Annotated in this window: 27 protein-coding genes, 2 tRNA genes, 1 other RNA gene and 1 pseudogene; 13 read left to right on the forward strand and 18 right to left on the reverse strand. The window is 68.7% G+C overall.

The genetic code is table 11. The features are described 5' to 3' along the window. Positions 1-23: 23 nt before the first annotated feature. A complete protein-coding gene (locus PP359_RS03430) occupies positions 24-1,232 on the reverse strand; it encodes a substrate-binding domain-containing protein (RefSeq protein WP_112931332.1) in 1,209 nt (402 codons plus the stop codon). A gap of 152 nt (positions 1,233-1,384) precedes the next feature. On the opposite strand from PP359_RS03430, the gene PP359_RS03435 reads away from it, so the two are divergent. Both PP359_RS03435 and PP359_RS03440 read left to right on the forward strand, forming a co-directional pair. Continuing rightward, positions 1,385-1,816 carry a MarR family winged helix-turn-helix transcriptional regulator gene (locus PP359_RS03435; protein WP_036318181.1) on the forward strand — a complete coding sequence of 144 codons (432 nt, stop codon included), beginning with the start codon at positions 1,385-1,387 and terminating at the stop codon, positions 1,814-1,816. Continuing rightward, complete coding sequence (locus tag PP359_RS03440) at positions 1,813-3,048, forward strand: MFS transporter (protein ID WP_036318182.1); 1,236 nt, start codon at positions 1,813-1,815, stop codon at positions 3,046-3,048. Before PP359_RS03435 ends, PP359_RS03440 begins: the two co-directional genes overlap by 4 nt. Positions 3,049-3,132: 84 nt before the next feature. On the opposite strand, the gene PP359_RS03445 is transcribed toward PP359_RS03440, so the two are convergent. Further along, positions 3,133-3,208: transfer RNA gene (locus PP359_RS03445), tRNA-Lys, on the reverse strand. Positions 3,209-3,323: 115 nt separating this feature from the next. On the opposite strand from PP359_RS03445, the gene PP359_RS03450 reads away from it, so the two are divergent. From PP359_RS03450 to PP359_RS03460, 3 genes are all read left to right on the forward strand, one after another. Then, complete coding sequence (locus PP359_RS03450; RefSeq protein WP_499249900.1) at positions 3,324-4,163, forward strand: inositol monophosphatase family protein; 840 nt, start codon at positions 3,324-3,326, stop codon at positions 4,161-4,163. Between the two features lie 18 nt (positions 4,164-4,181). Continuing rightward, positions 4,182-4,778 carry a nitrate ABC transporter substrate-binding protein gene (locus tag PP359_RS03455; RefSeq protein WP_112931329.1) on the forward strand — a complete coding sequence of 199 codons (597 nt, stop codon included), beginning with the start codon at positions 4,182-4,184 and terminating at the stop codon, positions 4,776-4,778. A 209-nt stretch (positions 4,779-4,987) separates the two neighbouring features. Continuing rightward, positions 4,988-6,238, forward strand: a complete 1,251-nt coding sequence (locus PP359_RS03460; protein WP_499249901.1) for a tyrosine-protein phosphatase — start codon at positions 4,988-4,990, stop codon at positions 6,236-6,238. Between the two features lie 68 nt (positions 6,239-6,306). On the opposite strand, the gene ssrA is transcribed toward PP359_RS03460, so the two are convergent. Continuing rightward, positions 6,307-6,676: a transfer-messenger RNA gene (ssrA, locus tag PP359_RS03465) on the reverse strand. 100 nt (positions 6,677-6,776) lie between these two features. Between ssrA and PP359_RS03470 the strand changes: the two genes are divergently transcribed. After that, the gene (locus PP359_RS03470) at positions 6,777-7,442 is read left to right on the forward strand and encodes an SIMPL domain-containing protein (RefSeq protein ID WP_499249902.1); all 666 of its coding nucleotides are present in this window, start codon (positions 6,777-6,779) and stop codon (positions 7,440-7,442) included. Between the two features lie 124 nt (positions 7,443-7,566). Here the strand turns inward: PP359_RS03470 and smpB are convergent, their stop codons facing one another. From smpB to ftsE, 3 genes are all read right to left on the reverse strand, one after another. Then, positions 7,567-8,043 carry an SsrA-binding protein SmpB gene (gene smpB / locus PP359_RS03475; protein ID WP_039415660.1) on the reverse strand — a complete coding sequence of 159 codons (477 nt, stop codon included), beginning with the start codon at positions 8,041-8,043 and terminating at the stop codon, positions 7,567-7,569. An 80-nt stretch (positions 8,044-8,123) separates the two neighbouring features. Further along, positions 8,124-9,038: a permease-like cell division protein FtsX gene (ftsX, locus tag PP359_RS03480; RefSeq protein WP_039415663.1), complete on the reverse strand. Its 915-nt coding sequence runs from the start codon at positions 9,036-9,038 to the stop codon at positions 8,124-8,126. Next, a complete protein-coding gene (gene ftsE, locus PP359_RS03485) occupies positions 9,035-10,150 on the reverse strand; it encodes a cell division ATP-binding protein FtsE (RefSeq protein ID WP_499249903.1) in 1,116 nt (371 codons plus the stop codon). Before ftsE ends, ftsX begins: the two co-directional genes overlap by 4 nt. A 77-nt stretch (positions 10,151-10,227) precedes the next feature. Between ftsE and PP359_RS03490 the strand changes: the two genes are divergently transcribed. Then, positions 10,228-10,518 carry an alpha/beta fold hydrolase gene (locus PP359_RS03490; RefSeq protein WP_499249904.1) on the forward strand — a complete coding sequence of 97 codons (291 nt, stop codon included), beginning with the start codon at positions 10,228-10,230 and terminating at the stop codon, positions 10,516-10,518. Here the strand turns inward: PP359_RS03490 and prfB are convergent, their stop codons facing one another. Then, the gene (prfB, locus tag PP359_RS03495; protein ID WP_499249905.1) at positions 10,519-11,631 is read right to left on the reverse strand and encodes a peptide chain release factor 2; all 1,113 of its coding nucleotides are present in this window, start codon (positions 11,629-11,631) and stop codon (positions 10,519-10,521) included. It lies immediately after the preceding gene. A gap of 25 nt (positions 11,632-11,656) precedes the next feature. On the opposite strand from prfB, the gene PP359_RS03500 reads away from it, so the two are divergent. Beyond that, positions 11,657-12,955 (forward strand): MFS transporter, encoded by a 1,299-nt coding sequence (locus PP359_RS03500; protein ID WP_499249906.1) that lies wholly within the window; start codon positions 11,657-11,659, stop codon positions 12,953-12,955. Between the two features lie 35 nt (positions 12,956-12,990). Continuing rightward, positions 12,991-13,602: pseudogene (locus PP359_RS03505) on the forward strand (DUF6226 family protein); the annotation flags it as partial. 41 nt (positions 13,603-13,643) lie between these two features. Here the strand turns inward: PP359_RS03505 and PP359_RS03510 are convergent. The 7 genes from PP359_RS03510 to PP359_RS03540 form a co-directional block, all read right to left on the reverse strand. Further along, on the reverse strand, positions 13,644-14,069 hold the full coding sequence (locus tag PP359_RS03510) for a pilus assembly protein TadG-related protein (RefSeq protein ID WP_499249907.1): 426 nt from the start codon (positions 14,067-14,069) through the stop codon (positions 13,644-13,646). After that, positions 14,066-14,503, reverse strand: a complete 438-nt coding sequence (locus PP359_RS03515; protein ID WP_499249908.1) for a hypothetical protein — start codon at positions 14,501-14,503, stop codon at positions 14,066-14,068. The genes PP359_RS03510 and PP359_RS03515 overlap by 4 nt, the downstream gene beginning before the upstream one ends. Positions 14,504-14,525: 22 nt before the next feature. Beyond that, entirely contained in the window at positions 14,526-14,915 is a 390-nt protein-coding gene (locus tag PP359_RS03520) for a TadE/TadG family type IV pilus assembly protein (RefSeq protein ID WP_135949077.1), read from the reverse strand. Positions 14,916-14,929: 14 nt separating this feature from the next. Beyond that, entirely contained in the window at positions 14,930-15,109 is a 180-nt protein-coding gene (locus PP359_RS03525) for a hypothetical protein (RefSeq protein ID WP_039415682.1), read from the reverse strand. A gap of 334 nt (positions 15,110-15,443) precedes the next feature. Then, a complete protein-coding gene (locus PP359_RS03530) occupies positions 15,444-16,370 on the reverse strand; it encodes a type II secretion system F family protein (RefSeq protein ID WP_499249909.1) in 927 nt (308 codons plus the stop codon). Beyond that, positions 16,367-17,224 (reverse strand): type II secretion system F family protein, encoded by an 858-nt coding sequence (locus tag PP359_RS03535; RefSeq protein ID WP_499249910.1) that lies wholly within the window; start codon positions 17,222-17,224, stop codon positions 16,367-16,369. Before PP359_RS03535 ends, PP359_RS03530 begins: the two co-directional genes overlap by 4 nt. Beyond that, the gene (locus PP359_RS03540) at positions 17,221-18,411 is read right to left on the reverse strand and encodes a TadA family conjugal transfer-associated ATPase (RefSeq protein WP_499249911.1); all 1,191 of its coding nucleotides are present in this window, start codon (positions 18,409-18,411) and stop codon (positions 17,221-17,223) included. The genes PP359_RS03535 and PP359_RS03540 overlap by 4 nt, the downstream gene beginning before the upstream one ends. On the opposite strand from PP359_RS03540, the gene PP359_RS03545 reads away from it, so the two are divergent. Then, the gene (locus tag PP359_RS03545; protein ID WP_167487139.1) at positions 18,398-18,637 is read left to right on the forward strand and encodes a transposase; all 240 of its coding nucleotides are present in this window, start codon (positions 18,398-18,400) and stop codon (positions 18,635-18,637) included. The genes PP359_RS03540 and PP359_RS03545 overlap by 14 nt on opposite strands. Here the strand turns inward: PP359_RS03545 and PP359_RS03550 are convergent. Both PP359_RS03550 and PP359_RS03555 read right to left on the reverse strand, forming a co-directional pair. Then, positions 18,634-19,062 carry an SRPBCC family protein gene (locus PP359_RS03550; RefSeq protein WP_244295625.1) on the reverse strand — a complete coding sequence of 143 codons (429 nt, stop codon included), beginning with the start codon at positions 19,060-19,062 and terminating at the stop codon, positions 18,634-18,636. The two genes, PP359_RS03545 and PP359_RS03550, sit on opposite strands and share 4 nt — an antisense overlap. A 43-nt stretch (positions 19,063-19,105) precedes the next feature. Beyond that, positions 19,106-19,327, reverse strand: coding sequence for a hypothetical protein (locus tag PP359_RS03555; RefSeq protein ID WP_061683635.1), 222 nt, complete (start codon positions 19,325-19,327; stop codon positions 19,106-19,108). A gap of 170 nt (positions 19,328-19,497) precedes the next feature. Here PP359_RS03555 and PP359_RS03560 point away from each other — a divergent pair, with 170 nt between their 5' ends. Next, positions 19,498-20,325 (forward strand): formate/nitrite transporter family protein, encoded by an 828-nt coding sequence (locus PP359_RS03560; protein WP_135949072.1) that lies wholly within the window; start codon positions 19,498-19,500, stop codon positions 20,323-20,325. A gap of 12 nt (positions 20,326-20,337) precedes the next feature. Then, a tRNA-Leu gene (locus PP359_RS03565) sits at positions 20,338-20,419 on the forward strand. 35 nt (positions 20,420-20,454) lie between these two features. On the opposite strand, the gene PP359_RS03570 is transcribed toward PP359_RS03565, so the two are convergent. Together PP359_RS03570 and PP359_RS03575 are read right to left on the reverse strand one after the other, a co-directional pair. After that, complete coding sequence (locus tag PP359_RS03570; RefSeq protein WP_135949071.1) at positions 20,455-21,147, reverse strand: hypothetical protein; 693 nt, start codon at positions 21,145-21,147, stop codon at positions 20,455-20,457. Further along, entirely contained in the window at positions 21,144-21,335 is a 192-nt protein-coding gene (locus PP359_RS03575) for an Arc family DNA-binding protein (protein ID WP_005055065.1), read from the reverse strand. The genes PP359_RS03570 and PP359_RS03575 overlap by 4 nt, the downstream gene beginning before the upstream one ends. 159 nt (positions 21,336-21,494) lie before the next feature. Between PP359_RS03575 and PP359_RS03580 the strand changes: the two genes are divergently transcribed. Further along, positions 21,495-22,220, forward strand: coding sequence for a DedA family protein (locus PP359_RS03580; RefSeq protein WP_135949070.1), 726 nt, complete (start codon positions 21,495-21,497; stop codon positions 22,218-22,220). Position 22,221: the final 1 nt, after the last annotated feature.

The following is a 22,221-nucleotide window of genomic DNA, read 5'->3' on the forward strand; positions in this document are numbered from 1 at the left end:
GCTTTCGGATGCCGTCTCGCCGACTACTTCTTCGCCGGGGCGACCTGGTCTGCCGGCACGGTGTCGACGAGCTCGGGCGTGAAGCTGCCGCCGTTCGCGACGAGCTTGACCTGATACATGTCCTGGATCAGGGCGTGGTCGCCGGCGCGTACGGTGAGCGAGCCCTTCGGGCCCTGGAAGGTGTAGTTCTCGAGGCTCTTGACCATGGCCTCGACGTCGCCCTTTCCTGCCTTGACGGCCTGCACGACCATCAGCGCCGCGTTGAAGCCGTCGGGAGTGAAGAGGTCGGGCGTCCCACCCGCCTTGGTGACGGCGTCGATCATCTTGGTGTTCACCTCGTTGTCCGGCGCCCCGGGGAAGTAGTAGTTCAGGAACTTGATCTTCTCGGAAGCGGCTCCATACGCCCCGAACGTCGCCGAGTCGCCGAGCCCCGTGACCACCGGCACGGCGTCCAACACGCCCTGCTGGCTCATGGACTGCCACATGGCGCCCGATGTGGCACCTGCCCAGGCGACGAACACGAGGTCAGGCTTGGCCGCCAGCACCTGCTGGGCGAACGGCGTGAACTCGGTGACGTCCTCGGCGACCAGCACGCTGTTCACCGTGGCTCCCTTCGCCCCGAGGATCGCCGTCACGGCGGCCTCGTTGCCCTTGCCGAAGGCGTTGTTCTGGGCGAACACCGTGACGGTCTTGCCCTGGAGGTCGCCGAGGAAGGTGCCCGCCGTGGCGACGTCCTGCGCGGACTGACGACCGCTGCGGAACGTGTAGGGGTTGACACCGGTGAGTGCATCCGCAGCGGCCGGTCCCGAGATGAAGAGGACCTTGTTCTGCCCCGCCTGCTCGGCGACCGCGGCGGCGACACCCGAAGAGGCGCTGCCGGCCAGGATGTTCACCCCTTGTCCGATGAGCTCCTTCGCCACGCCGACGGCCGTGTCGGGGTCGCCCGCGTCGTCGCGGTAGTCGACGGTGATCTTGGTGCCGTTCACCTCATTGGAGCCGTCGGTGGCGTAGTCGAGACCTGCTTTGAAACCGTCGAGATACTGCTTGCCGTAGCTGGCGAGCGGGCCCGTCTCGCTCGTCACCACCCCGACAGTGACGTCCGCGGGTCCGCCACCGGCGGTCGCCGCTCCACTGGTCGTCGCGTCCTGCGGCGCGCACGCCGACAGTGCGAGAGCCGTCGTCGCGACGACGGCCACAAAACTCGCGTGGAGCAACTTCTTCGTAACCCGCATGTGCGTACCTTTCACCATTGGAAGGAATACCTGAGAACTGATTCAGGTACTGCAATCATCTTCAGGCGACGGCGCGTTGTCAAACCTCACCCCCGACGGGACGGTCACGATCCCATAACCCCTTTTGCATACCAGCGGTATATACTCGTGGTATGCATCATTCCGACGACATTCTGCGACTGCTGCTCGGCGCGCACGCCCTGACACGGGTGGCCGCGCTGGACACCCGCACCGAAGCCCCCTCCGCCCAATGGCGCACGCTCGTGCTCCTGCGCGACCACGGCCCGCTGCGCATCGGCGACCTGGCGACGCTTTCGCGCGTCACGCAGCCCGGTATGACACGGCTGGTCGCACAGATGGCCGACGCCGGGCTCCTCGAGCGAACCGTCGATCCCGACGACTCGCGCGCGACCCTCGTCTCGGCGACGGATGCCGGGATGACGGCCCTCGAGGAGTGGCTGGGCGTTCTGAGCTCCGCGCTCGCGCCGCGCTTCGCCGACCTGGACGAGGATGAGTGGCGCACCATCCGCCGCGCCGCAGACATCGTCAACGCGCGCACTCGCGTCGCGGAGGTGGCTCGATGAACAACGCCTCCACGTCCCACAAGGTCAGCATCTGGCGCCAGCCGGCGCAGGTCTGGGCGGTCGCCTTCGCGTGCGTCATCGCCTTCATGGGAATCGGCCTGGTCGATCCGATCCTGCCCGCCATCGCGGAGTCGCTGCAGGCGAGCCCCGTGGAGACCGAGCTGCTCTTCACGAGCTATCTCGTCGTCACCGGACTCGCGATGCTCGTGACGAGCTGGATCTCCTCCCGCATCGGCACGAAGGCGACCCTCCTCATCGGCCTCGGCCTCATCGTCGTGTTCGCACTGCTGTGCGCCGTGTCGGGAAGCGTCGATGCGGTCATCGGCTTCCGCGCCGGGTGGGGCCTCGGCAATGCCCTGTTCATCTCCACCGCACTGGCCACGATCGTGGGTGCAGCCTCCGGCGGCAGCGCGGCGGCGATCATCCTCTACGAGGCAGCCCTCGGACTGGGCATCGCGATCGGCCCGCTGCTCGGCGGCATCCTGGGCGAGCTCAGCTGGCGCGGGCCGTTCTTCGGCGTCGTGGCGCTGATGGCGATCGCCTTCGTGGCGGTGCTCGTTCTGCTGCGGGGCGGCGAGGAGAAGCGGACGCCGGTGAAGCTGTCCGCCCCCTTCCAGGCGCTTCGCCAGCCCGCGTTGGCGGTGCTCGCGATCGCGGCCCTCTTCTACAACATCGGCTTCTTCGTCCTGTTGGCCTTCTCGCCGTTTCCGCTCGGCTTCGGTGCGATGGGCATCGGCCTGACCTTCTTCGGCTGGGGCGTGGCCCTCGCGATCACGAGCGTGTGGATCGCCCCGATCCTGCTGCGCCGACTGTCGCGCAGTACGGCGATGCTCATCGTGCTTCCCCTGCTCGCGATCGACCTGTTCGCGGCCGCGGTCGTGGTGGGATCCGCCGCGGGACTGGTGATCTGCATCATCGTCGGCGGTCTGCTGCTGGGTCTCATGAACACGATCCTCACGGAGTCGGTGATGGAGGCGACCGACCTGCCTCGATCGGTGGCATCGTCGGCGTACTCCGCCGTCCGCTTCCTCGGCGGGGCGGCCGCTCCCCCGATCGCCGCCGCTCTGTGGCACGCGTTCAACGCCTCCGTACCGTTCGTGTTCGCCGGCATCTCCGTGTTGGTGTCGGCCGCGACGATCCTGATCGGGCGACGGGCGCTCGCGCGCATCGACGCACACGATGCGGATGCCGCGGAGGAGGCCGCCGCGGTGCTCGTGGGCGACGCGGCGTAGGCCGTCCTCCGGCCTGCGTGCGGCGAGGCCGGCAGCAACGACGAAGGCCCGGACCGTGATCACTCACGGTCCGGGCCTTCGCTTTGGTGCACCCCCTGGGACTCGAACCCAGAACCCACTGATTAAGAGTCAGTTGCTCTGCCGATTGAGCTAGAGGTGCGTTCCGTCGGCCGCCGAATCTCTCGAGAAGATCACTGGCGAACCGAGGGACAACGTTACCATCCCGAACGTCACACCGCGAATCGAGGCCCCGCGTGACCCCTATCCTTGATGGTGTGACCTCCCCCGCCCCCGCGTCCGCCTGGAGCACGCCCTTCGACGGCGATTTGACCGAAGATCTCCGGCTCGCGCTGCGCCTCGCCGATGCGGCGGATGCCGTGACGATGTCACGCTTCGATGCCACCGATCTCGACGTCCGAGTCAAGGCCGATGCCTCCCACGTGACGGAGGCCGATCTCGCCACCGAGCGTGTGCTGCGGGAGCTGTTGTCCGCCGAACGCGCCGGCGACGGCATCCTGGGCGAGGAGTACGGCACGTCGGGTGATGCGGCCCGGCAGTGGATCATCGATCCGATCGACGGCACTGCCAACTACCTCAAGGGCATCCCGATGTGGACGACCCTCATCGCCCTCGCCATCGACGGCGTGCCCCGCGTCGGGGTGGCCAGCCAGCCGGCCCTCGGGCGGCGCTGGTGGGCGGCATCCGGTCACGGCGCCTGGACCAACACTCCGGACGGCGGCACGCGTCGCCTCGGTGTGTCGAACGTCGACGCGGTCGCCGAGGCCAGCGTGAGCTTCCAGTCGCTCGCGCAATGGGACGAGGTCGGCCGCGCCGACGATCTGCTGCGCCTCAGCCGCGCAGTCTGGCGCGACCGCGGCTATGGCGACACCTGGCCGTACATGCTCCTCGCTGAGGGGCGACTCGAGTTCGTGGCGGAGTTCGGCGTCAAGGAGTACGACATCGCCGCCCTCGTGCCGATCGTCCACGAAGCCGGCGGCAGGTTCACCGACATCGACGGAGCCGACTCGCTGTCGTCGCGCTCGTCGCTCGCGACCAACGGACGTCTTCATCGCGACTTCCTCTCCCTCCTCGGCGCTTCGCCCGCCATCTCCTGACCGATCGGACCCCCGCCGATGACACGTGCACGCTTCGCGCCCCTCGCGCTGTCCACCGTCGCCCTCGCAACGGCTCTTCTGCTGAGCGGTTGCACGTCAGCCGCCCCCTCGGCCGATCCGACCCCCACCGGCAACGCCGTGTCACCCACGTCGACCGAGGCGCTGCCCGGGCCGACGCCGGACGCCTCGCCGACGACGGGCGGCGCCGTGACCTGCGACAGCATGATCGTCTCCGACACCCTCGCCGAGTTCAAGAGCAAGGGATGGACAGCCAAGCAGACGCCCTTCACGTTCGAGACCCAGCCGCCGAGCGCACCGATCGACGGTGGACTGATCTGCACCTGGGCGAACTACTCGGTCGCATCGGGCAACCTCATCGAGTTCGGCTGGGCACCCATCAGCACCGCCGACGCCGAGACGGTGGCCGCACAGCTCGAGAAGGAGGGCTGGCGCCGCGAGCCGGCCGATTCGGGCTTCTACATCACGCAGGACCCGTCGCGCGTGATCACCGTGGATGACAAGGGATACGGCATGACGTACCAGTTCGGCGACGGCTGGGTCGCTGTATCGGACACGAAGCAGAACTTGCTGCTCATGCCGGTCACCGCCGGCTGACGCGCCGACCGCTCCTCGGGAGCACCCCTCTCAGCGCGTCCACAACCGACGCTCACGAGATCCATCAGCCGACGTCAGTCGCGATTCACGCCCCGTTGCCGTGCGCGCCGCGCACGGCCCGCAGTCTGGGTGACCGCCGCCCCTTCCCCGCTACCTGATCGGTGCGGGCGAAGGCGGATGACTTCTCCCTCTCGACTGTAAGGAAAATCGTGATCTCGCACCGCACCCGACGCGGATTCATCGACCGACTCGGCGCAACCACCCTCGCCGCCGCCGCCGTCGTCTGCTCCATCGGCTTCGGCGCCACCAGCGCCAGCGCCGCCGACGCCGCCAGCCAGCCCCCGCTGACGGCGAAGGACCACGCCATCACCGACGTCCCCGGCCTCGTCAACGGCCGCGAACTCGGATCGTTCACCGGGCTGGGCGGCCAGGTGGTCAACGCACCGCGCTTACTGCGCACCGAGTCGCTCGACAAGATCACCAGCGACGGCGCCACGACCCTGGCGACGAAGTACCATGTGAACCTCGTCATCGACCTGCGCACGGCCACGCAGATCGCCGCGAAGCCCGACGTGCCGGTCCCCGGCGCGAAGTCGGTGAACATCTCCATGTTCGGCGCCGACGGCAACTACCCCGACGACACCGTGATGTACCACGACCTGGTCGACAAGGGCTACAACGGCCCGAATGATCGCGGCCCCATGATCACGGCCTACGCGCAGATCCTCCACCTCATCGCCCAGGACACCACCGGCACCGTCCTCATCCACTGCTCGCACGGCATGGACCGCACCGGGACCGTGATGGACCTCCTGTACAACATCCTCGGCGTGAGCGCGTCCGACATCCTGCACGACTACCTGCTGTCGAACACGCAGCTGGGCGTGACCTGGGCGACCCCCCAACTGCTGCAGGGGACGTTCGAGGCAGATGTGACCTCGAAGTACGGCGGTGTCGACACGTACCTGCGCAAGACCATCGGCCTCACCGAGCAGGACGTCGCCGCGCTGCGCACGAACCTGCTCGTCTCGAACGACGCGTCCGCCTCGTCGATCACCGTCGACGGCGTCTCCGTCCCCCTGGATGCCGCGATCAGCACGGCCGGCGCGACCATCACCGACCCGCAGACCGCGATCGCTGCCGGGGACGTGACGGTGACCACCACGAACCCGAATGCCGCAGCGGCCGTCAGCATCGCGGGCCGCACCGTCACGGTCACCGTCACCGCACAGGACGGCACCACCGTCGACCGCTACGTCGTGAACGCGGCCCTGCCCGCGGCAGCGAGCGGCACCTTGACGCCCGTCGCGGTCGCGGCGACCGCAACGACGAGGGCGACGCTGCCGGAGACCGGTGGCGACGACACCGCCGCGCTGCTCGTCGGCGGCATCGGCGCGGCACTGGTGCTGGCCGGAGGCATCCTGCTCGCGCGCCGTCGCACGAAGCGCACGGCGGACTGACACCCGCAGACGGCGAAGGCCCCGGCATCCATGATCGGATGCCGGGGCCTTCGCCGGTGACAGTGGCGTCGTGGAGCTGGGGGGAATCGAACCCCCGTCCAACGCTGGGATACTGCGTCTTCTCCGGGCGCAGTCTGTGAAGACGTTCTGCTCGGCTCCGACCTTTGTCACAGACACCTAAGTCGACGAGCCCAGCCTGGGAAGAGTCCCGCGTGACGTCCAGGCGCCGTCACGCAGCAAGACCCCTAGATGACGCCAGGGTCCGTGGCGGGGTCACACACGGTCTGACGGACTATCGGGCTCGCTTAGGCAGCGAGGGCGAAGTCAGTGCGCTTGGATTCGGCACTTATAGGTTCGCAGAGATCGTTAACGAGATAACCCTGCATCCTCGGCCCGCTTCTCGCAGATTCACAGACGCTGTCGAAACCGATCAGCCCCGTGTGCGTCACGGCGACGTGCCGTGCGGCGAATGAGCCACTGTCACGCTGTGGAGTTGTCTCTCGGTTGCCGTCGGCACCCGAGCATTACAGTTTACCCCATGAGCGAGGTCACGATCACCGTCCGCGGCGAGAGCCACACCCGAGTGCTGCCCGAGCGCGCCGTCGCGCACGTGACGGCATCCGCCGACGGACCCGAGCGCGCCGCCGTCGTCTCGCGGGTCGCCGGCCTCTCGGAGCCGGTCCGCACCCACCTCGCCACGCTCGCAACGGCGGGCACGATCTCGGACTGGTCGAGTCAACGCATGTCGGTGTGGGCCGACCGGCCGTGGAACAACGAAGGCCGCCAGCTGGACCTCGTCCATCACGCGTCGGTGGAGCTGACCGCGACCTTCACCGACACGGTTGCCCTGTCGGACTGGGTCAATGAGATCGCCGGAACCGACGGGCTGCAGGTGGGACCTGTGGAGTGGCAGCTCACGCCCGAGACGCGCGCGCGTGTCGAGCGCGACGTCGCCACGGACGCCGTCGCCGTCGCGGTCGAGCGGGCCTCCGCCTATGCCGCGGCGATCGGACGGCGCGAGGTCGTCCCGGTCGAGATCGCCGACCTGGGGCTGCTGGGCGCGGCATCCTCCCCCGGTCCCGCGCCGCGGGTGATGGCGAAGGCCGCCGCCATGGCCGACTTCGATCGGGCCGCCGCCGTCGAGTTCCGGCCCGACGAGATCGTCGTGTCGGCGGGAGTCGAGGCCCGCTTCATCGCACGCTAGGTCTCGTCAGTCCGCACCGCCTGCGGCGCACGGCATCCCTCCGACTCCGCAGAATCACACCTCCTCCGCATCCGGCCACGCTGTCGGCTGCGGAGTTCGTCACATTCTGCGGGTATCGTGCGTTCTACTCGCCGCGGAGGTTGCGGCTGCGCATCGCCCGCTCGGCCTCGCGCTTGTCTTCGCGCTCGCGGATCGTCTGCCGCTTCTCGTACTCGCGCTTGCCCTTGGCGATCGCGATCTCGACCTTCGCTCGCCCGTCGGAGAAGTAGAGCTTCAACGGAACCAACGTGTACCCGCCGGCGCTGACGGCGTGCGACAGCTTGACGATCTCGTCCTTGTGCAGCAGCAGCTTGCGTGTGCGCTTGGAGGCGTGATTGGTCCAGTGCCCCTGCGAGTACTCCGGGATGTGCACGGCATCGAGGTAGGCCTGGCCCCCGTCGATGTAGGCGTATCCGTCCGACAGGTTGGCCCGGCCCTGACGCAGCGACTTCACCTCGGTACCCGTGAGCACGAGGCCCGCTTCGTACGTCTTCTCGATGGTGTAGTCGTGGTGCGCGCGACGGTTGGTCGCGACGACCTTCTCCCCGCGTTCCCTGGGCATGGTTGATCCTCTGTGGTGGATGGCGTTGTTCCGCCGACGAACGACGGGATGCCGCGGACACGGCAGCCCGTCAGTCTATCTCACGCCCGCAGCCACCGGCGGATCGCGAAGCTCGCCGACAACGCCGCCAGCACCAGGCCGATGACGATGATGACCGGGATGACGATGGCGGCATCCCCCATGTCGATCCAATCGGTGATGAAGCTCACGCGGCCCTTCAGGTACTCCCCCACACCGAAGTGCACGCCCACGACGATCGCGGCGCCCGCCATGAGCGATCCGATGAACGCCGCGAAGACGCCTTCGAGCACGAACGGCGTCTGGATGAAGCGGTTCGAGGCGCCGACCAGTCGCATGATGCCCACCTCCCGCCGTCGTGCGTACGCGGACAGCCGGATGGTGGTCGCGATCAAGAGCACGGCCGCGATCAGCATCAGCACGGCGATTCCGACGGCGATGTAGGTGGCGATCGTGAGGGCGGAGAACAGCGGCTCGAGATACTGCAGCTGGTTCTTCACCTCCTCCACACCGGCCATCCCGTTGAACGCCTCAGTGATGACGTCGGCCTTCTCAGGATCGATGAGCCCGACGAAGTAGGTGTCACCCAGCTGCGCTGGCGTCACATAGTCCTTGTACTCGTCGCCGTAGAGCTTCAGCAGGTTCTGGTACGCCTCATCGGACGACTCGAACCGCACATCCCGAACGACTCCGCCCAGCGCGGAGCTCGACAGTCGTTGCGAGACCTGATCGATCTGCTCTTGCGTCGCGGCGCCGTCGGCACACGTCGTGGCCGTGGAATCCTCGCGGCACATGATCACCGAGACCTGCGCACGCTCGGACCAGTAGTCGCGCATCTTGCCGATCTGCATCTGCATCAGCATCGCGGCACCGACGAACGTCAGCGAGACGAACGTCACGAGCACGACGGAGATCACCATCGACGCGTTGCGACGCAGCCCGGTGAGCGCCTCGCCGAGAATCAGCTGCATCCTCATGAGGTGGGTCCCACTTCGTCGTTCTCGTCGGCTTCGCGGCCGCGGCGGTCGGCGACCCCGAGTTTGCCGAGGTCGATGTCACCCACGCCCAGCTCGCCGAGGTCGACCTCGGGGGCGGCGATGGTGATCGGACGCGTGAGCGGCACCGGCTCCGTCGTCGCCGGCAGCGGCGCGGGGCGCTGCATGGCCGGTCGCGGCGACGCGTCCGCCGACCGGTCGGCAGGCGTCGTGGCTGCAGGCGCGGGAGCGGCCGGGCGTGTCAGGGGCGGGGATGCCACGGCATCCGGCGCCGTCGAAGCGTCCGGCGGGGCGGGGACGGGCTCGACGGGAGCTTCCGCGATCTCGCGCTGCAGTTCGAGCACCGCGGTCAGCGCGGCCGTTGCTGCCGCGCCGCGTTCCATCTGCGGTTGCAGCGAGGGCAGCGATGACGTGTCGCCGTAGCCGCCGTGGCGGTCGTCGCGCACCATCACACCGCCGCGCAGCTCGATGACGCGGCGCTTCATCTGATCGACGAAGCCGGCCTCGTGGGTGGCCATGACCACCGTCGTGCCACCGGCGTTGATGCGGGCGAGCAGCTGCATGATGTCGATGGAGGTCGCCGGGTCGAGGTTTCCGGTGGGCTCGTCGGCGAGCAGGATCTGCGGCCGGTTGACGATCGCCCGCGCGATCGCGACGCGCTGCTGCTCGCCACCCGACAGCTCGTGCGGCAGGCGCTTCTGCTTTCCGTCCAAGCCGACGAGAGCGAGCGCTTCGGGCACGGCCTGCTGGATGAAGGCGCGGGATGCGCCGATGACCTGCAGCGTGAAGGCGACGTTCTGGAACACCGTCTTGTTGGGCAGCAGCCGGAAGTCCTGGAAGACCGACCCGATGTGCCGACGGAAGTACGGAACCTTGCGTGTCGAGAGGGTCTTGAGGTCGCGACCGAGCACGACGACGCGCCCCTCGCTGGGACCGTCCTCCCGCAGGATCAGGCGCAGACAGGAGGACTTTCCCGAGCCGGAGGCGCCCACGAGGAAGACGAACTCCCCGCGCTGCACCTCGAAGTCGACGTCGCTCAGCGCCGGCTTGCTGGTCCCTCGGTACTTCTTGGTGACGTGCTCGAACCGGATCATGACTCGATGAGCCTACGTCGCCCCTCTGCGGATGCCGGGTGCGACACTCGCCGCGTGTCGACTGCACTCCCGATAGCGTGGCCGGGTGCGCATGCTCGATCGCCGGCATCGGCGAGAGCGCGCGCGTCGTCGTGCTGCACCCACGCGGCACGACCCGCAGCGGCGGCCTGTCACGCGGATGGTGGACGGATGCCGACGACGTCGTCCCTCTGCTCGACGCGCTCCACCTGCCCGCGGCCTCCGTGCTGGCGCACTCGGCCGGCACTCGGCTCGCGCTCGTCTGGCTCGCCGCCTGCGGGCACTACCCCTGGGTCGAACAGCCCACCGGGTTCCGCGACGCCATCACGAGATGGCTGGGCCGCGACTGATCAGTCGTCGTCGTCCTTGCGCTTGCGCCACCGGATGCCGGCGGCGATGAGGCCGTCGAGGTCGCCATCGAAGACGACGGCGGGGTTGCCGACCTCGTAGCCGGTGCGGAGGTCTTTCACGAGCTGCTGACCGTAGAGGAAGTACGAGCGCATCTGGTCGCCCCAGCTGGCCGTGATGGTACCGGCGAGCTCCTTCTTCTTCGCCGCTTCTTCCTCGCGCTTGAGCAGGAGGAGGCGCGTCTGGAGCACGCGCATGGCGGCGGCGCGGTTCTGGATCTGGCTCTTCTCGTTCTGCATCGAGACGACGAGGCCCGTCGGCAGGTGGGTGATGCGCACGGCGGAGTCAGTCGTGTTGACCGACTGACCACCGGGACCCGACGAGCGGAACACGTCGACGCGGATGTCGCTCTCGGGCACCTCGACCTCGACGGCCTCTTCCAGCGCCGGAATGACCTCGACCGCCGCGAACGACGTCTGGCGCTTGTCGGCGCCGCCGAACGGGCTGATGCGCGCCAGTCGATGCGTGCCGGCTTCGACCGACAGCGTGCCGTAGGCATAGGGGGCGTCGACCTCGAACGTGGCCGACTTGATGCCCGCGCCCTCCGCGTAGGAGGTGTCCATGACCTTGACGGAGTACTTGTGCCGTTCCGCCCAGCGCAGGTACATGCGCAGGAGCATCTCGGCGAAGTCGGTGGCGTCGTCGCCGCCCGCGCCGGAGCGAATGGTGACGACCGCGGGGCGGTCGTCGTACTCGCCGTCAAGGAGGGTCTGCACCTCGAGCTGGCCGATGACGTCCTGCAGCGCGGCGATCTCGCGGCGCGCCTCGGCAGCCGTGTCTTCGTCGTCCATCTCGTGGGCCAGCTCGACGAGAACGTCGAGGTCGTCGAGGCGCTGCTCGACGTCGGTGACGCGCTTGAGGTCGGCCTGACGGTGACTGAGGGCGCTGGTGACCTTCTGCGCCTTCTCGACGTCGTCCCAGAGGTCGGGGGCTCCGGCTTCGTCGGACAGGCGCGCGATCTCCGCGCGCAGACCGTCGACGTCGACCACCGCCTGGATGTCGGAGAAGGTGGAACGCAGGGCCTGGATGTCGGCGGAGGGATCGAAATCAAGCATGACACTCCAGACTAACGTGGATCGGGTGAGCTCCCGCATGCCCGATCCCGCGTCCGCGCCCGGCATGGGACCGATGCTCTGGCGCCTGGCGCCCATGATCTACGGTCCGACCGTGCTCTTCGCCCTCGGCGAGGGCGCGGTGGTTCCGCTCTTCCCGGTGATCGCGGCGCAGTTGGGTGCCGACGTTCCGACCGCGGCGCTCGTGGCCTCGGCTCTCGTTGTCGGGCAGCTGTGCGGCAACATTCCGGCGGGCTGGGCCGTGAGCCGCATCGGCGAGCGGATGACGATGATCATCGGCGGGGTGCTCGCACTCGGCGGCGTGGCCGGGATGCTGTTCGCACCGAGCCTGCCGGTGCTGGCCGCCGCGGTGTTCCTCATCGGATTCTGCGCGGCCGCGTTCGGTCTGGCGCGGCACTCGTTCATGACGACGCGGGTGCCGATCGCTTACCGGGCGCGGGCGCTGTCGCTGCTGGGCGGCACGTTCCGCCTCGGCATGTTCGTCGGGCCCTTCCTCGCCGCCGCCCTCATCGCGATCTTCGGCGATGAGCACTCGACGGTCTGGTTCTTCGGCGTGTGCCTGCTCGCCACGATCGCACTGCTCGTGTTCGGTCCCGATCCGGAGGACGCCGTGCCGGTCCCCCGCGTCACGCGCTCCTCCGGCGACTCGAGGCTCGCCGAAGACACCGGTGAGCCTGTCACCGGGTCGATCCCCGTGCCCGAACGCGTGGGCGTCTTCCGCACGATGTGGCGCTTCCGCGGCGTGCTGTCGCGGTTGGGGCTGGCGGCGGCATCCCTCTCGGCGGTGCGGTCGGCGCGTCAGGTGGTACTTCCGCTGTGGGGCGTGTCGATCGGGCTCGACGCGCAGACGATCGCGCTCGTCGTCGGCATCTCCGGCGCGATCGACTTCGCCCTCTTCTACGCGAGCGGCCAGGTGATGGACCGCTTCGGCCGCCTCTGGGCCGCGCTTCCCGCGATGGTGCTGATGGGGTCGGGTTTCCTCGCGCTCGCGTTCACGCACGACCTGTCGCAGGCGGCGATGTGGTTCGCCCTGTTCGCGGCGGTTCTGGGCGTCGGCAATGGTCTTTCCAGCGGCATCCTGCTCACGCTCGGCGCCGACGTCGCGCCGCAGGACGACCCGGCGGCCTTCCTCGGGTCGTGGCGGACGCTGACGGATGCCGGGGGTGCGATCGCTCCCCTGCTCGTCTCTGCCGTCGCCGCGGTGGTCTCCCTCTCGGTCGCCACCGGCGTCATCGGCGTGATCGGCCTCGCGGGGGCGGCCGGGTTCATCCGCTGGGTGCCGAGGTTCGTGCCGCGCACGCGGTGAGTGCGCGCCGATCACGGCTGCGGCAGGATGACGGGATGAGCCAGTACACCCGTCCGTCGATCGCACCGCAGGTGTTCGTCGACGCCGCCGGGCAGGTCATCGATTACGGAAACCGGTGGGAGGGCTCTCCGCCGACCGAGGCGTACTCGGTCACCGTGCATCCGGAACGCTACGCGCCGCTGCACACGGTCGCGGCGGCGCTCATCGGTCACCTGCGGCTCACGTACGACGTGGAGATCGACGACGGCCCACATGTCGTCGCCGACCTTCTCGCGCCACCGAGCTGGGAGGTGCCGCGGGCCGTCAGGGTGCGCCCGCGCGAGCCGGACTGCGCTGGGCTGACGTTCGTGTTCACGGCTTTCCCGGGCCTGCTCCTGCACGCGGGCCTGCTGCACGACTTCCCCTTCCCGTTGTGCGGTTGCGACGCGTGCGACACCTCATGGCAGCGCGAGGCCGACGAGCTCGAGGAGCATGTCTTCGCCGTCGTCAGCGGCAACTACAGCGAAAGCGTCGGGCGGCGCGACGCAGAAGCGGCAGCGTGGTACCAGGTGCGATACCCGACCGGCTCGTCGGGAGGCTCGTCGAACACGGTCGCCGTGCCTGCGGAACGCCTTGCGGCGGCGGAGCCCATTCTGCGGAGTCTGCCGTCCGGGTGGCGGGGCCACGGCACGCAGGGGCAGAGTAGCTCTTATCGCAACGTGGTACGGCTGGTCGCGGTGGACTCCAGCGGCCAGCCGTCCGGGACGAACAGCGTCAGCACGGGCGGGCGCCAGGTCGTCGCGACCGTGACGCGTGCCGAGACGCCGTCGGGGGTGGATGCCGCGACCAGCTCGGCCGTCTGGGTGGCCGCGAGCAGCTCCTCGGCCTGATCGTAGACACCGGCATCCGTCAACTGTGCCGCCGGGCCCGAAGCGTCGACCGTGAGGGTGAAGCCGTCCGCCCCGGCGAGCGCGGCCGCATCGGCGGCAGCATCCAGGCGCTTCTGTGTGAGGTAGAGACTCGTCGCGTCGACACAGACGAGTACCAGCACGACCGCGATGACGAAGTAGCCGAGTGCCAGGATCAGCACGCTGCCGTCGTCGTCATCGTGACGTCGCGACGCGAACGCCCTCACGGCTCGACCCAATAGCGGGAGACCTTCTGCACCCCGGTCGCGGTGACCGGCACGCGCGCCGCCTGGTCGAGACCGAGCACCGGCGGGACGAGCGGCAACGGCACCTCTGCCGTCACGGTGACCGAGAGCATCGCACCGGCCGCGGGGCACGGACCGGACGTGTCGCACTGCACGCGAATGTCGAGGGTTGAGCGGTCGATGCCGTATTCGGCGACGATGGCATCGACGACGCGCTGGGTGCGGGCGTCGGCCGTCGCGAGGTCGGACGACGAGGCGATCGTGCGAGCGAGCTGCCGTGCAGCTGTTTCGGCCCCCAGCGCCTGGGATTGGATGCTGCCGAGCGCGACGATGAGGTAGACGAGGGGCACGAGCAGGATGAGCCCGACGGTGATGAACTCCAGGGATGCCGAGCCGCTGTCGTCTCTGAGCGTCACACCCCGAATCGCTCGCGGTGGGTCAGTCGAAACTCTCACGCGGGGCACGGGCGCTCACCTCCATTCCGGAGGGCACTCCGAGCAGTCCCACCAGCGGGAGCGTCGCCACCACGCGGACCTCCACTTCCGGTCCGCGCGCCGTGTCGGTGTCCGACGCACTCACCCGCGCGCCGATGCCGTCACCCACCGCCGTCGCGATCAGTTGGGCCGTGCGGGCGGCGCCAGCGTCGGCATCCGTGTCGGCGAGCGCGCCGAAGTAGGCGCCCTCCACCGCCGCATCGTGGACGACGTTGCGGATGTACACGGCGAGCGCCAGCTGCAGCACACCGAGGGTCAAGAGAGTCAGAAGCGTTCCGACGAGCACGAACTCAACGGTGCTCGAGCCGCGCTGATCGTGGCGGAGGCTCTCCACGCCGGCTCCCGGGATCAGAGACCGGAGACGCGGCTCAGCGCCTGCTCGAACAGCGCAGCCAACGCGGGGCCGGCGAGAGTCCAGATCGCGACGACGAGTCCGGCGGTCATCAATGTGACGAGCACCCAGCCCGGAACGTCACCCGTTTCGTCGTCGACGAACTCGCGGAGAGCGGATCGCTGTGAACTGTCCATGCGTCGAGTGTGCTCGGATGCGCCCTCTCACGCGGGAGTTATCCACAGCAATGGGAACGAGGAATGATCCATCGCTCCTCGCGGCGACGGCCGATACGGCTCAGCAGTAGGTCCAGCTCCACCGCGCCGTCAGAGTGGGAACGCCGTTGAATGCTGAGCGTGCCGCCCGGGGCTACGGACGTGCACGCCTCGCGGTGCGTGAACGGCACCGTGGAATGTTGCACGGGCCGATAGGTGCCGCAGAGGCCGCTACGGCTCCGCTTATGACTTTCGGCGGCGCTGCACGACATCCGTCGGATCTGTGGTCGAGGATGTCCGACGAGTTCCGCCGACATCAACCGACGCCGAGCCGCAGCATGACGATGCCGGGGAAGATCGCGAAGAGAACCGAAAGCGGCAGGATCAAGAACACGAGCGGCAGAAGCATCAAGATCTCCTTGCGCCCCGCCAGTTCCAACAGCCCCCGTTTAGCGTCCTCTCGCGCATCGACGGCCTGCTCTTGCAGAACGTGCGCGAGGGGCGCTCCACGGTCCATCGCCGCCACCAGATGCTCAATTGCTCGCGCGAGTGCCGGAACGTCGAGGCTCTTCGACACCGAGAGCAGCGCATCCGGCAGGCTCGAGCCGGTGCCGCTCGCGAGCACTGCCGCACGGAGCTCACCGGTCAGAACGCCGGAGCCGACCTCGCCCACGCGACGCAGCGCGTCACGAAAACCTTCCCCGGCAGCCAGGCACAGCGAAAGGAACTCCAGCACGGTCGGAAGCTCCTCCTCGACGCGCGCGATCCGCTGGCGCGCCGCTCTCGTCAGGCGGTAGTCGCAGCCGAGAACTCCGGCCGCGGCGAACAGCGGAGGCAGCACGGCGAGCGTCGGCCCGCCACGCCCCAGAAGGGTCAGTGCGACGACGAGAAGTCCACCCGCTCCGAGCCCACCCACAGCCCATCCGAGCTGCCTGGCACGAAAGGTCACGACATCCTGACGCCACCCCGCCTGACGCAGGCGACGCGCGACACTTCCTCCTCCTCCGAGTGCCACCCAGGAGGAGGCCAGGCGGTCCCGCAGAAGCCGCCACGACGACGTCACCGCCGCGGGCGGGAGCGGAGTGATGCCGCGCGGATCGGCGATGTCGCGCAGATACGGCGCGACGCGACGCGAGAGCGAGGGCGCCGCCCAGCGCGGGAGTCGCCCGACGACCAACAGCAATCCCGTGCCGAGCGCGACACCGAGGACGACGGCGGATGCAGCGAGGCTCAGAACGCTCATGCGAACCACCGCCGTGCTTCCGGCAAGCGGCCGATGCGAATCGTGAGTCGGTACGCGCCGACTGAGACGACCGCGCCGACGAGGATCACCGCGACGCCGGCAGGGCTCGCGTAGGCGCTGGCACCCTCGGGGCGAAGTGCCAGCAGGCCGAGAACGATCCACGGCGCCACGACCCCGACGATCGCCGCTCCGCGCACCCAGGACTGTCTCGCCTCCACCTCGGCGCGAAGGGTGGCGTCGGCACGCACGGATGCCGAGAGCGCGCGGAGCACGGCGGTCAGCTCGGTTCCGCCGACCTGCCGCGCCATCCGGAGAGTCTCGATGATGCGGTCGGCCACCGGATCGGCGAGGGCTGCCTTGAGGCGCAGCGCGCTGGAGTCGAAGTGTCCGGACGCCGCCATGTCGAAGCGGAAGCGCTCGAACGCAGCTCGCAGCGGAGGCGGACCACTCGTCGCGAGAGCCGCCACGGCATCCGGAAGCGACACACCCGCACGGGCGGAGGAGATCAAGAGGTCGCACACGTCGGACCACAACGCGCGGCGCGACCTCCGAAGCCGCCGCGCACGCCCGCGGAGCCAGGCGAACGGCGCTGCCGCCCCGGCCAGCGCCGCGACCACCGCCACCGCGCCGAGTCCGGTCACCAGCCAGCTGATGGCGCAGAACAGTGCGCAGAGGACGACGGCGATCAACACCGGACGCATGGTGGAGGCGTGTGCGAAGCCGGCCTCATCGAGCATCCGCGACACACGTCCGTCTCGGCGCGGTGACTCGTCCCGCTCGCGCACCGGCCACAGCCAGGGTGACAGGACGAGAAGAATGCCGGCCGCAAGCGCCGCACCCCAGACGACCGTCATGAGCGGCCCCGTCGGTAGACCACGCGGGTGTCGATGACGCCCTCATAAATGCGTCCGGTCGTCTCGATCACTTCCTCGATGAACCGTTCGCCGCTCGGCCCGCGACGGCAATGCACGACAAGGTGGACGCCGGTCGCAATCGCAGGCTGGACGAAGGCGGCGTCGATGTTCCGTCCGGCCAGCAACGGCAGAGTGGCGAGCCGCGATAGCGCATCGTCGGCGCTGTTGGCATGGATCGTCGCCGCGCCGGGAACGCCGGTGTGCAGGGCGAGGAGGAGATCGAGCGCCTCCGCGTCACGGACCTCCCCGACGATCAGGCGATCGGGGCGCATGCGCAGCGCCTCCTTCACGAGGCGACGCAGACTCACCGCGCCCGTCCCCTCCAGACTCGGCTGGCGCCCCTGCAGAGCGACGACGTCGGGGGCGGTGACGGCGAGTTCGAAGGTCTCCTCGACCGTGATGATCCTCTGCTCTGGTCGGCAGGCGCCGATGAGGGCCGCCAGCATCGTCGTCTTGCCCGCGTGCGTGGCTCCGGACACCAGGACGTTTCGCCCCTCCACCATGGCGTCGCGCAGCATGTCGGCGACCTGCGCGGGCAACGCCCCGGCTCCGACGAGGTCGTCCAGCGTCCGCCGCGCGGGCAGGAACTTGCGGATGTTGACGGCGAGGTGTGAGCGCGTGATGTCGGGGATGACGACGTGAAGTCGGCTTCCGTCCGGAAGCGACGCGTCCACGAACGGTTGGCTGAGATCGACTCGCCGCCCGGTGGCGTGCAGCATCTTCTCGACGAGATCGCGTACCGCTTCATCGCTGATGCTCATCAGAACGCGTTCGCTGCGCCCCGCGCGCGCCGCGAAGACCGCGCCAGGACCGTTGATCCAGATCTCCTCGACCTCGGGGTCGTCCAGCAGCGCCTGCAACGGGCCGTAGCCCGTCACCCGGGCGAGCACGTCGCGGACGGCGGCGGCCTCGTCGTCGACGAACTCGAGACCCCGAGCGAGGGCGAAGTCGTTGTGACGGCGCACCTCCGCCACGGCCGCCTGGTGGGCGCGATCGGGGTGGCGGAGCGGATCGGCCTGTTCCTCACGAAGCCGGTCGCGCACACGTTCCGCGATCGCCTGCACAACACTCGCCGAGGCCCCCGCCGACACGAGCGGCGCGTCGGGCGTGTACGTGGAGGGGCTCACCTCGGCATCGTGGCATCGTCGGCGCACCGCCGGTGAGAGATATCCACAGCCCGACGCCTGTCCGGCGACAGCTCTCTGCCGCGGCAGCAACGTCGTTGAGCGGTGCTTCAACGAGCTCAAGCAGTGGCGCGGGATCGCGATGCGCTCAGACAAGACCGCCCGCGACTACCACGCCGGCCTCTGCCTCGCCGCGACACTCCACTGGCTCACCACCGGCGTTCTCTAAGCATCGAAGTCGACTGCTTCACCCTCGCTCATCCGCTTCAATCGCGCCAAGTGGTATCGCCACCCCTCTTCGTGTTCCGCAGGCAACGAGTGCGGAGTTCGAGCACGGCAGAATCCTGACTCGGTGAGGGTGACCGAGGTTGCCTGCCCGTGCGCTACCAGCTCGATCACGACGTCGAGAGGGTGCTCCCAGCCCTGTTCGGTCCAACTGAATCCGAGCACATGCGGCTCGTCACAGCGCGTGACGCTCCCCGTCGCGCATACCTGACGGCCTTCCTCGACCCAGGTCTCGACGAGCGGCGAGCCAACGGCCGCCTCGAAGCGCATCTCAGGCCACCATGCACCTCGTCCAGCCGTCAGGAGTCGCCAGACAACCTCGACGGACGCATCAAGGTCCGCCGCCACCGTCACCGAATCACGAGGCATACAGCCAAGCTATCGATCCAATCGAGGCCTTTAGCAACACGCCCTAGCTCGACCGGGAAGCGCGCATCATCCAGGACCACCACGCCAACGCAGGCATAGCGATGCCGACGGTGACGGCGGGAGCGGCATCCGGAACCGCGATGCTCAGCCCCACGCCCATCACGATCATTCCGAACGTGAGGGCTGTGGCGAAGAGGTGCGGGCCGGGCCGCGCGATGGTGGCGAACCAGCCAGGCCGGCCCTCATGCTTGTCCTGCATCATCATCGATACTCATCTCCCTGGGCTGGCTGGTCGACACACGAGGAAGGTGCACTGCTGTCGGCGCGAGAGGCGCTGCATGCTCCGTTGCGAACCTACCCGTTCACATCTCAGTGCTCGATTTTCCACAGCCCAACCGCCCATTGTGGTCCGACCACTCTTCGTAGACTGCCGTCGTGCTCACGATTCCCGAGACCCTGCAGGTGCAGGCGGATGCCGCGGTCCACAAGGCCGAGGGACTGCGCTCACCCGGCCGCTTCGCCGTGTCCGGCATGCTCGCCGGCGCCTACATCGGCATCGGCGTCGTGCTGATGGTCGCCACCGCCGGACCACTCATCGCCGCGGGCGACGGCCTCGCAAAACTTGTCGCCGGCCTCGTGTTCGGCGTCGCCCTGACCCTCGTCGTCTTCGCTGGCGCCGACCTTCTCACCAGCGCGATGATGATCCTCCCCCAGGGCGCCCTGATGGGCGCAGTCGGGTGGTGGCGCGCGATCGGCACCATGGCGGCCACCTTCGTCGCCAACCTCGTCGGCGCCCTCGTCTTCGCCGCCCTCATCGTCGCGTCCGGTGTCCTGCATTCCAACGCACCCGCCGGCAAGATGATCGCCGACATGCTCGCTGCCAAGGCCGAGGAGGGTCCGCTGCAGCTGTTCGTCCGCGGCATCCTCTGCAACGTGCTCGTGTGCCTCGCGATCTGGATGTGCGCGCGCGTGCGCTCCGACGTCGCCAAGATCCTGCTGATCTTCGCCGCGATCCTCGCCTTCATCAGTTCCGGCTTCGAGCACGTCGTCGCGAACATGACCACCTACGGCATCGGCCTGTTCAGTGGCGACCCCCACTTCACCTGGGCCCTGTTCGCGAACAACATGCTCTGGGTGGGGCTCGGCAACCTCGTCGGCGGCGGCATCGTCGTCGGACTCGGCTACTGGATCGTCGGCGGTCGCCCCCGCGTTGCGGCCCTCACCGACACCCACGCCCCCGAGACGGCCGACGCCGCCGGATAGACTGACTCCTGCGCGGGAGTGGTGAAATCGGCAGACACGCAGGATTTAGGTTCCTGTGCCTTCGGGCGTGTGGGTTCAAGTCCCACCTTCCGCACAGAAGCATGGACGGAGGGGCGCACCGACGCCCGATCAGAGCGCGGTGTAGCCGTAAAGGTCGCTCTGGCGTTCATTGATCCAGATCGGCTCGCCGCCGTCCGGTCGCGGGATCAGAAGCGTCCGCCCATACGACTCGTCCACGACGTGCGCGTCCACTCCCTCCGCGCGCACCCGCGCGGCCAGCTCGTCCACATCACCCTCGTACTCGAACGACACCTGCGCCGCAGGTACATCGCCGTCGTGCACGGCCGCAAGCCCGGCATCCGCCACGAGCTGCACCCACCGGCCGCTGTCGCTGCGCACCTCGGCGCGCAGTCCCAGACGCTCCAGCACGGATGCCGCGGCATCCACATGCGCACTCACCCACAGGCCGAGCGCGCGCAAGCCCTGCGTTCCGTGCCGCTCCCCCGGGGCGAGCTCGAGCACCACGAGCTCGAGCTCGCCGGCGATCGCGACGCCCGATGCGCCGTTGTCCGCGACGAAGCGCCGGGCCGCATCACCGAAGGCGTTGGCCGCGGCATCCAGGTCGTCGGACTCGAAACCCAACGCGGCGAGGCCGTCCAGCGGGTCACCCGGCTCCACGCGGTGCAGCGCGACGCGCCCGTCTCCCGCTGCGTAGACCGACCAGTCCGCCTCCTCCACGAGAGCGACCAGCCCCAGCGCCGCGAACAGGCGCCGGTATCCGGCAACGTCGGAGGTGTACTGCACGGGACGAGTGACGATCATGAGAGATCCTCCTTCTGACGGGTCGAGGATGGAGTGTCGAGAGAGGCCTGTAGCACCCGCTCGACGAAGCTGCTGAGGCTCAGCCCTTCATCGATTGCCCGGTGTTTGACCTGCGTGATGAGCGCACGTGGCAAGTAGACGTTGAACTGCGCCTTGTCGGCGCGACCGGCGATGGGGTCGAGGGGCATGACAGCATGCTAGCAATCTAGCCGCTACCGCTCAACGATCCGCGCCTGGATTGATCAGCCGATTCACCGCAATCACTCGGGAACCGCCCCGGTAGACTGACCGCGACCGCTCACCTCTCGGAGCGGGCCCTCCACCGCCGATCTACCGACGGGAAGTCTGTGCACGCTCTCGCCCTCATCCCCTGGCTCGACCCCGCAGCCATCATCCAGAACGCGGGCCCGTGGGCTCTGCTGGTGGTGTGCTTCATCGTCTTCGCCGAGACCGGTCTGCTGGTCGGCTTCCTCCTTCCGGGTGACACACTCCTCGTGATCTCGGGCCTGCTGTCGCACTCGACGGCGACCACGCCGCACGGCATCTTCGGCATCAGCGTGTGGTGGGTGGCATTGCTCATCGGCCTCGCGGCGTTCATCGGCGGTGAGGTCGGGTATTTCATCGGGCACAAGGGCGGACCCGCCGTCTTCGAGCGCAAGGAATCCGGCTTGTTCAGCCGCAAGAACGTGGAGCGCACCAACGCGTTCTTCGAGCGGTACGGCGGCCTCACGGTCATCCTCGCCCGCTTCGTGCCGATCGTCCGCACCTTCGCCCCGGTGGCCGCCGGTGTCGGTCACATGCCGTGGCGCAAGTACTCGCTGTACAACCTGATCGGCGCCATCCTCTGGGGCTTCGGCCTGACGATGTTCGGGTACCTGATCGGCTTCATCCCGCCGGTGGCCACCTTCGTCGAGCACTACATCGACCTCATCCTGCTCGCGGCTGTCGGCGGCACCGCACTGGTGACCGTCTGGCACTACTTCTCCGAGCGCCGCAAGGTGAAGCACGAGCAGCAGTCCGGCACGCCGGCCGAGACGGTCGAGCCCCTCGAAGACGGCACGCCCGCGGCCTGAC

It is taken from the genome of Sphingomonas sp. BLCC-B65 (assembly GCF_028550675.1).
In the GTDB taxonomy this organism is placed as follows: domain Bacteria; phylum Actinomycetota; class Actinomycetes; order Actinomycetales; family Microbacteriaceae; genus Microbacterium.

Excerpts from the sequence above, each read along its gene's own strand:
- PP359_RS03535 (WP_499249910.1), bottom strand. The coding sequence starts at position 17,224 with ATGACGGTCGTCTGGGGTGCGGCGCTTGCGGCCGGCATTCTTCTCGTC.
- PP359_RS03550 (WP_244295625.1), bottom strand. The coding sequence starts at position 19,062 with ATGCCTCGTGATTCGGTGACGGTGGCGGCGGACCTTGATGCGTCCGTC.
- PP359_RS03525 (WP_039415682.1), bottom strand. The coding sequence starts at position 15,109 with ATGGACAGTTCACAGCGATCCGCTCTCCGCGAGTTCGTCGACGACGAA.
- PP359_RS03455 (WP_112931329.1), top strand. The coding sequence starts at position 4,182 with ATGACACGTGCACGCTTCGCGCCCCTCGCGCTGTCCACCGTCGCCCTC.
- PP359_RS03435 (WP_036318181.1), top strand. The coding sequence starts at position 1,385 with ATGCATCATTCCGACGACATTCTGCGACTGCTGCTCGGCGCGCACGCC.
- prfB (WP_499249905.1), bottom strand. The coding sequence starts at position 11,631 with ATGCTTGATTTCGATCCCTCCGCCGACATCCAGGCCCTGCGTTCCACC.
- ftsX (WP_039415663.1), bottom strand. The coding sequence starts at position 9,038 with ATGAGGATGCAGCTGATTCTCGGCGAGGCGCTCACCGGGCTGCGTCGC.
- ftsE (WP_499249903.1), bottom strand. The coding sequence starts at position 10,150 with ATGATCCGGTTCGAGCACGTCACCAAGAAGTACCGAGGGACCAGCAAG.
- PP359_RS03530 (WP_499249909.1), bottom strand. The coding sequence starts at position 16,370 with ATGAGCGTTCTGAGCCTCGCTGCATCCGCCGTCGTCCTCGGTGTCGCG.
- PP359_RS03555 (WP_061683635.1), bottom strand. The coding sequence starts at position 19,327 with ATGATGATGCAGGACAAGCATGAGGGCCGGCCTGGCTGGTTCGCCACC.
- PP359_RS03470 (WP_499249902.1), top strand. The coding sequence starts at position 6,777 with ATGAGCGAGGTCACGATCACCGTCCGCGGCGAGAGCCACACCCGAGTG.
- PP359_RS03440 (WP_036318182.1), top strand. The coding sequence starts at position 1,813 with ATGAACAACGCCTCCACGTCCCACAAGGTCAGCATCTGGCGCCAGCCG.
- PP359_RS03430 (WP_112931332.1), bottom strand. The coding sequence starts at position 1,232 with ATGCGGGTTACGAAGAAGTTGCTCCACGCGAGTTTTGTGGCCGTCGTC.
- smpB (WP_039415660.1), bottom strand. The coding sequence starts at position 8,043 with ATGCCCAGGGAACGCGGGGAGAAGGTCGTCGCGACCAACCGTCGCGCG.
- PP359_RS03575 (WP_005055065.1), bottom strand. The coding sequence starts at position 21,335 with ATGCCCCTCGACCCCATCGCCGGTCGCGCCGACAAGGCGCAGTTCAAC.
- PP359_RS03570 (WP_135949071.1), bottom strand. The coding sequence starts at position 21,147 with ATGATCGTCACTCGTCCCGTGCAGTACACCTCCGACGTTGCCGGATAC.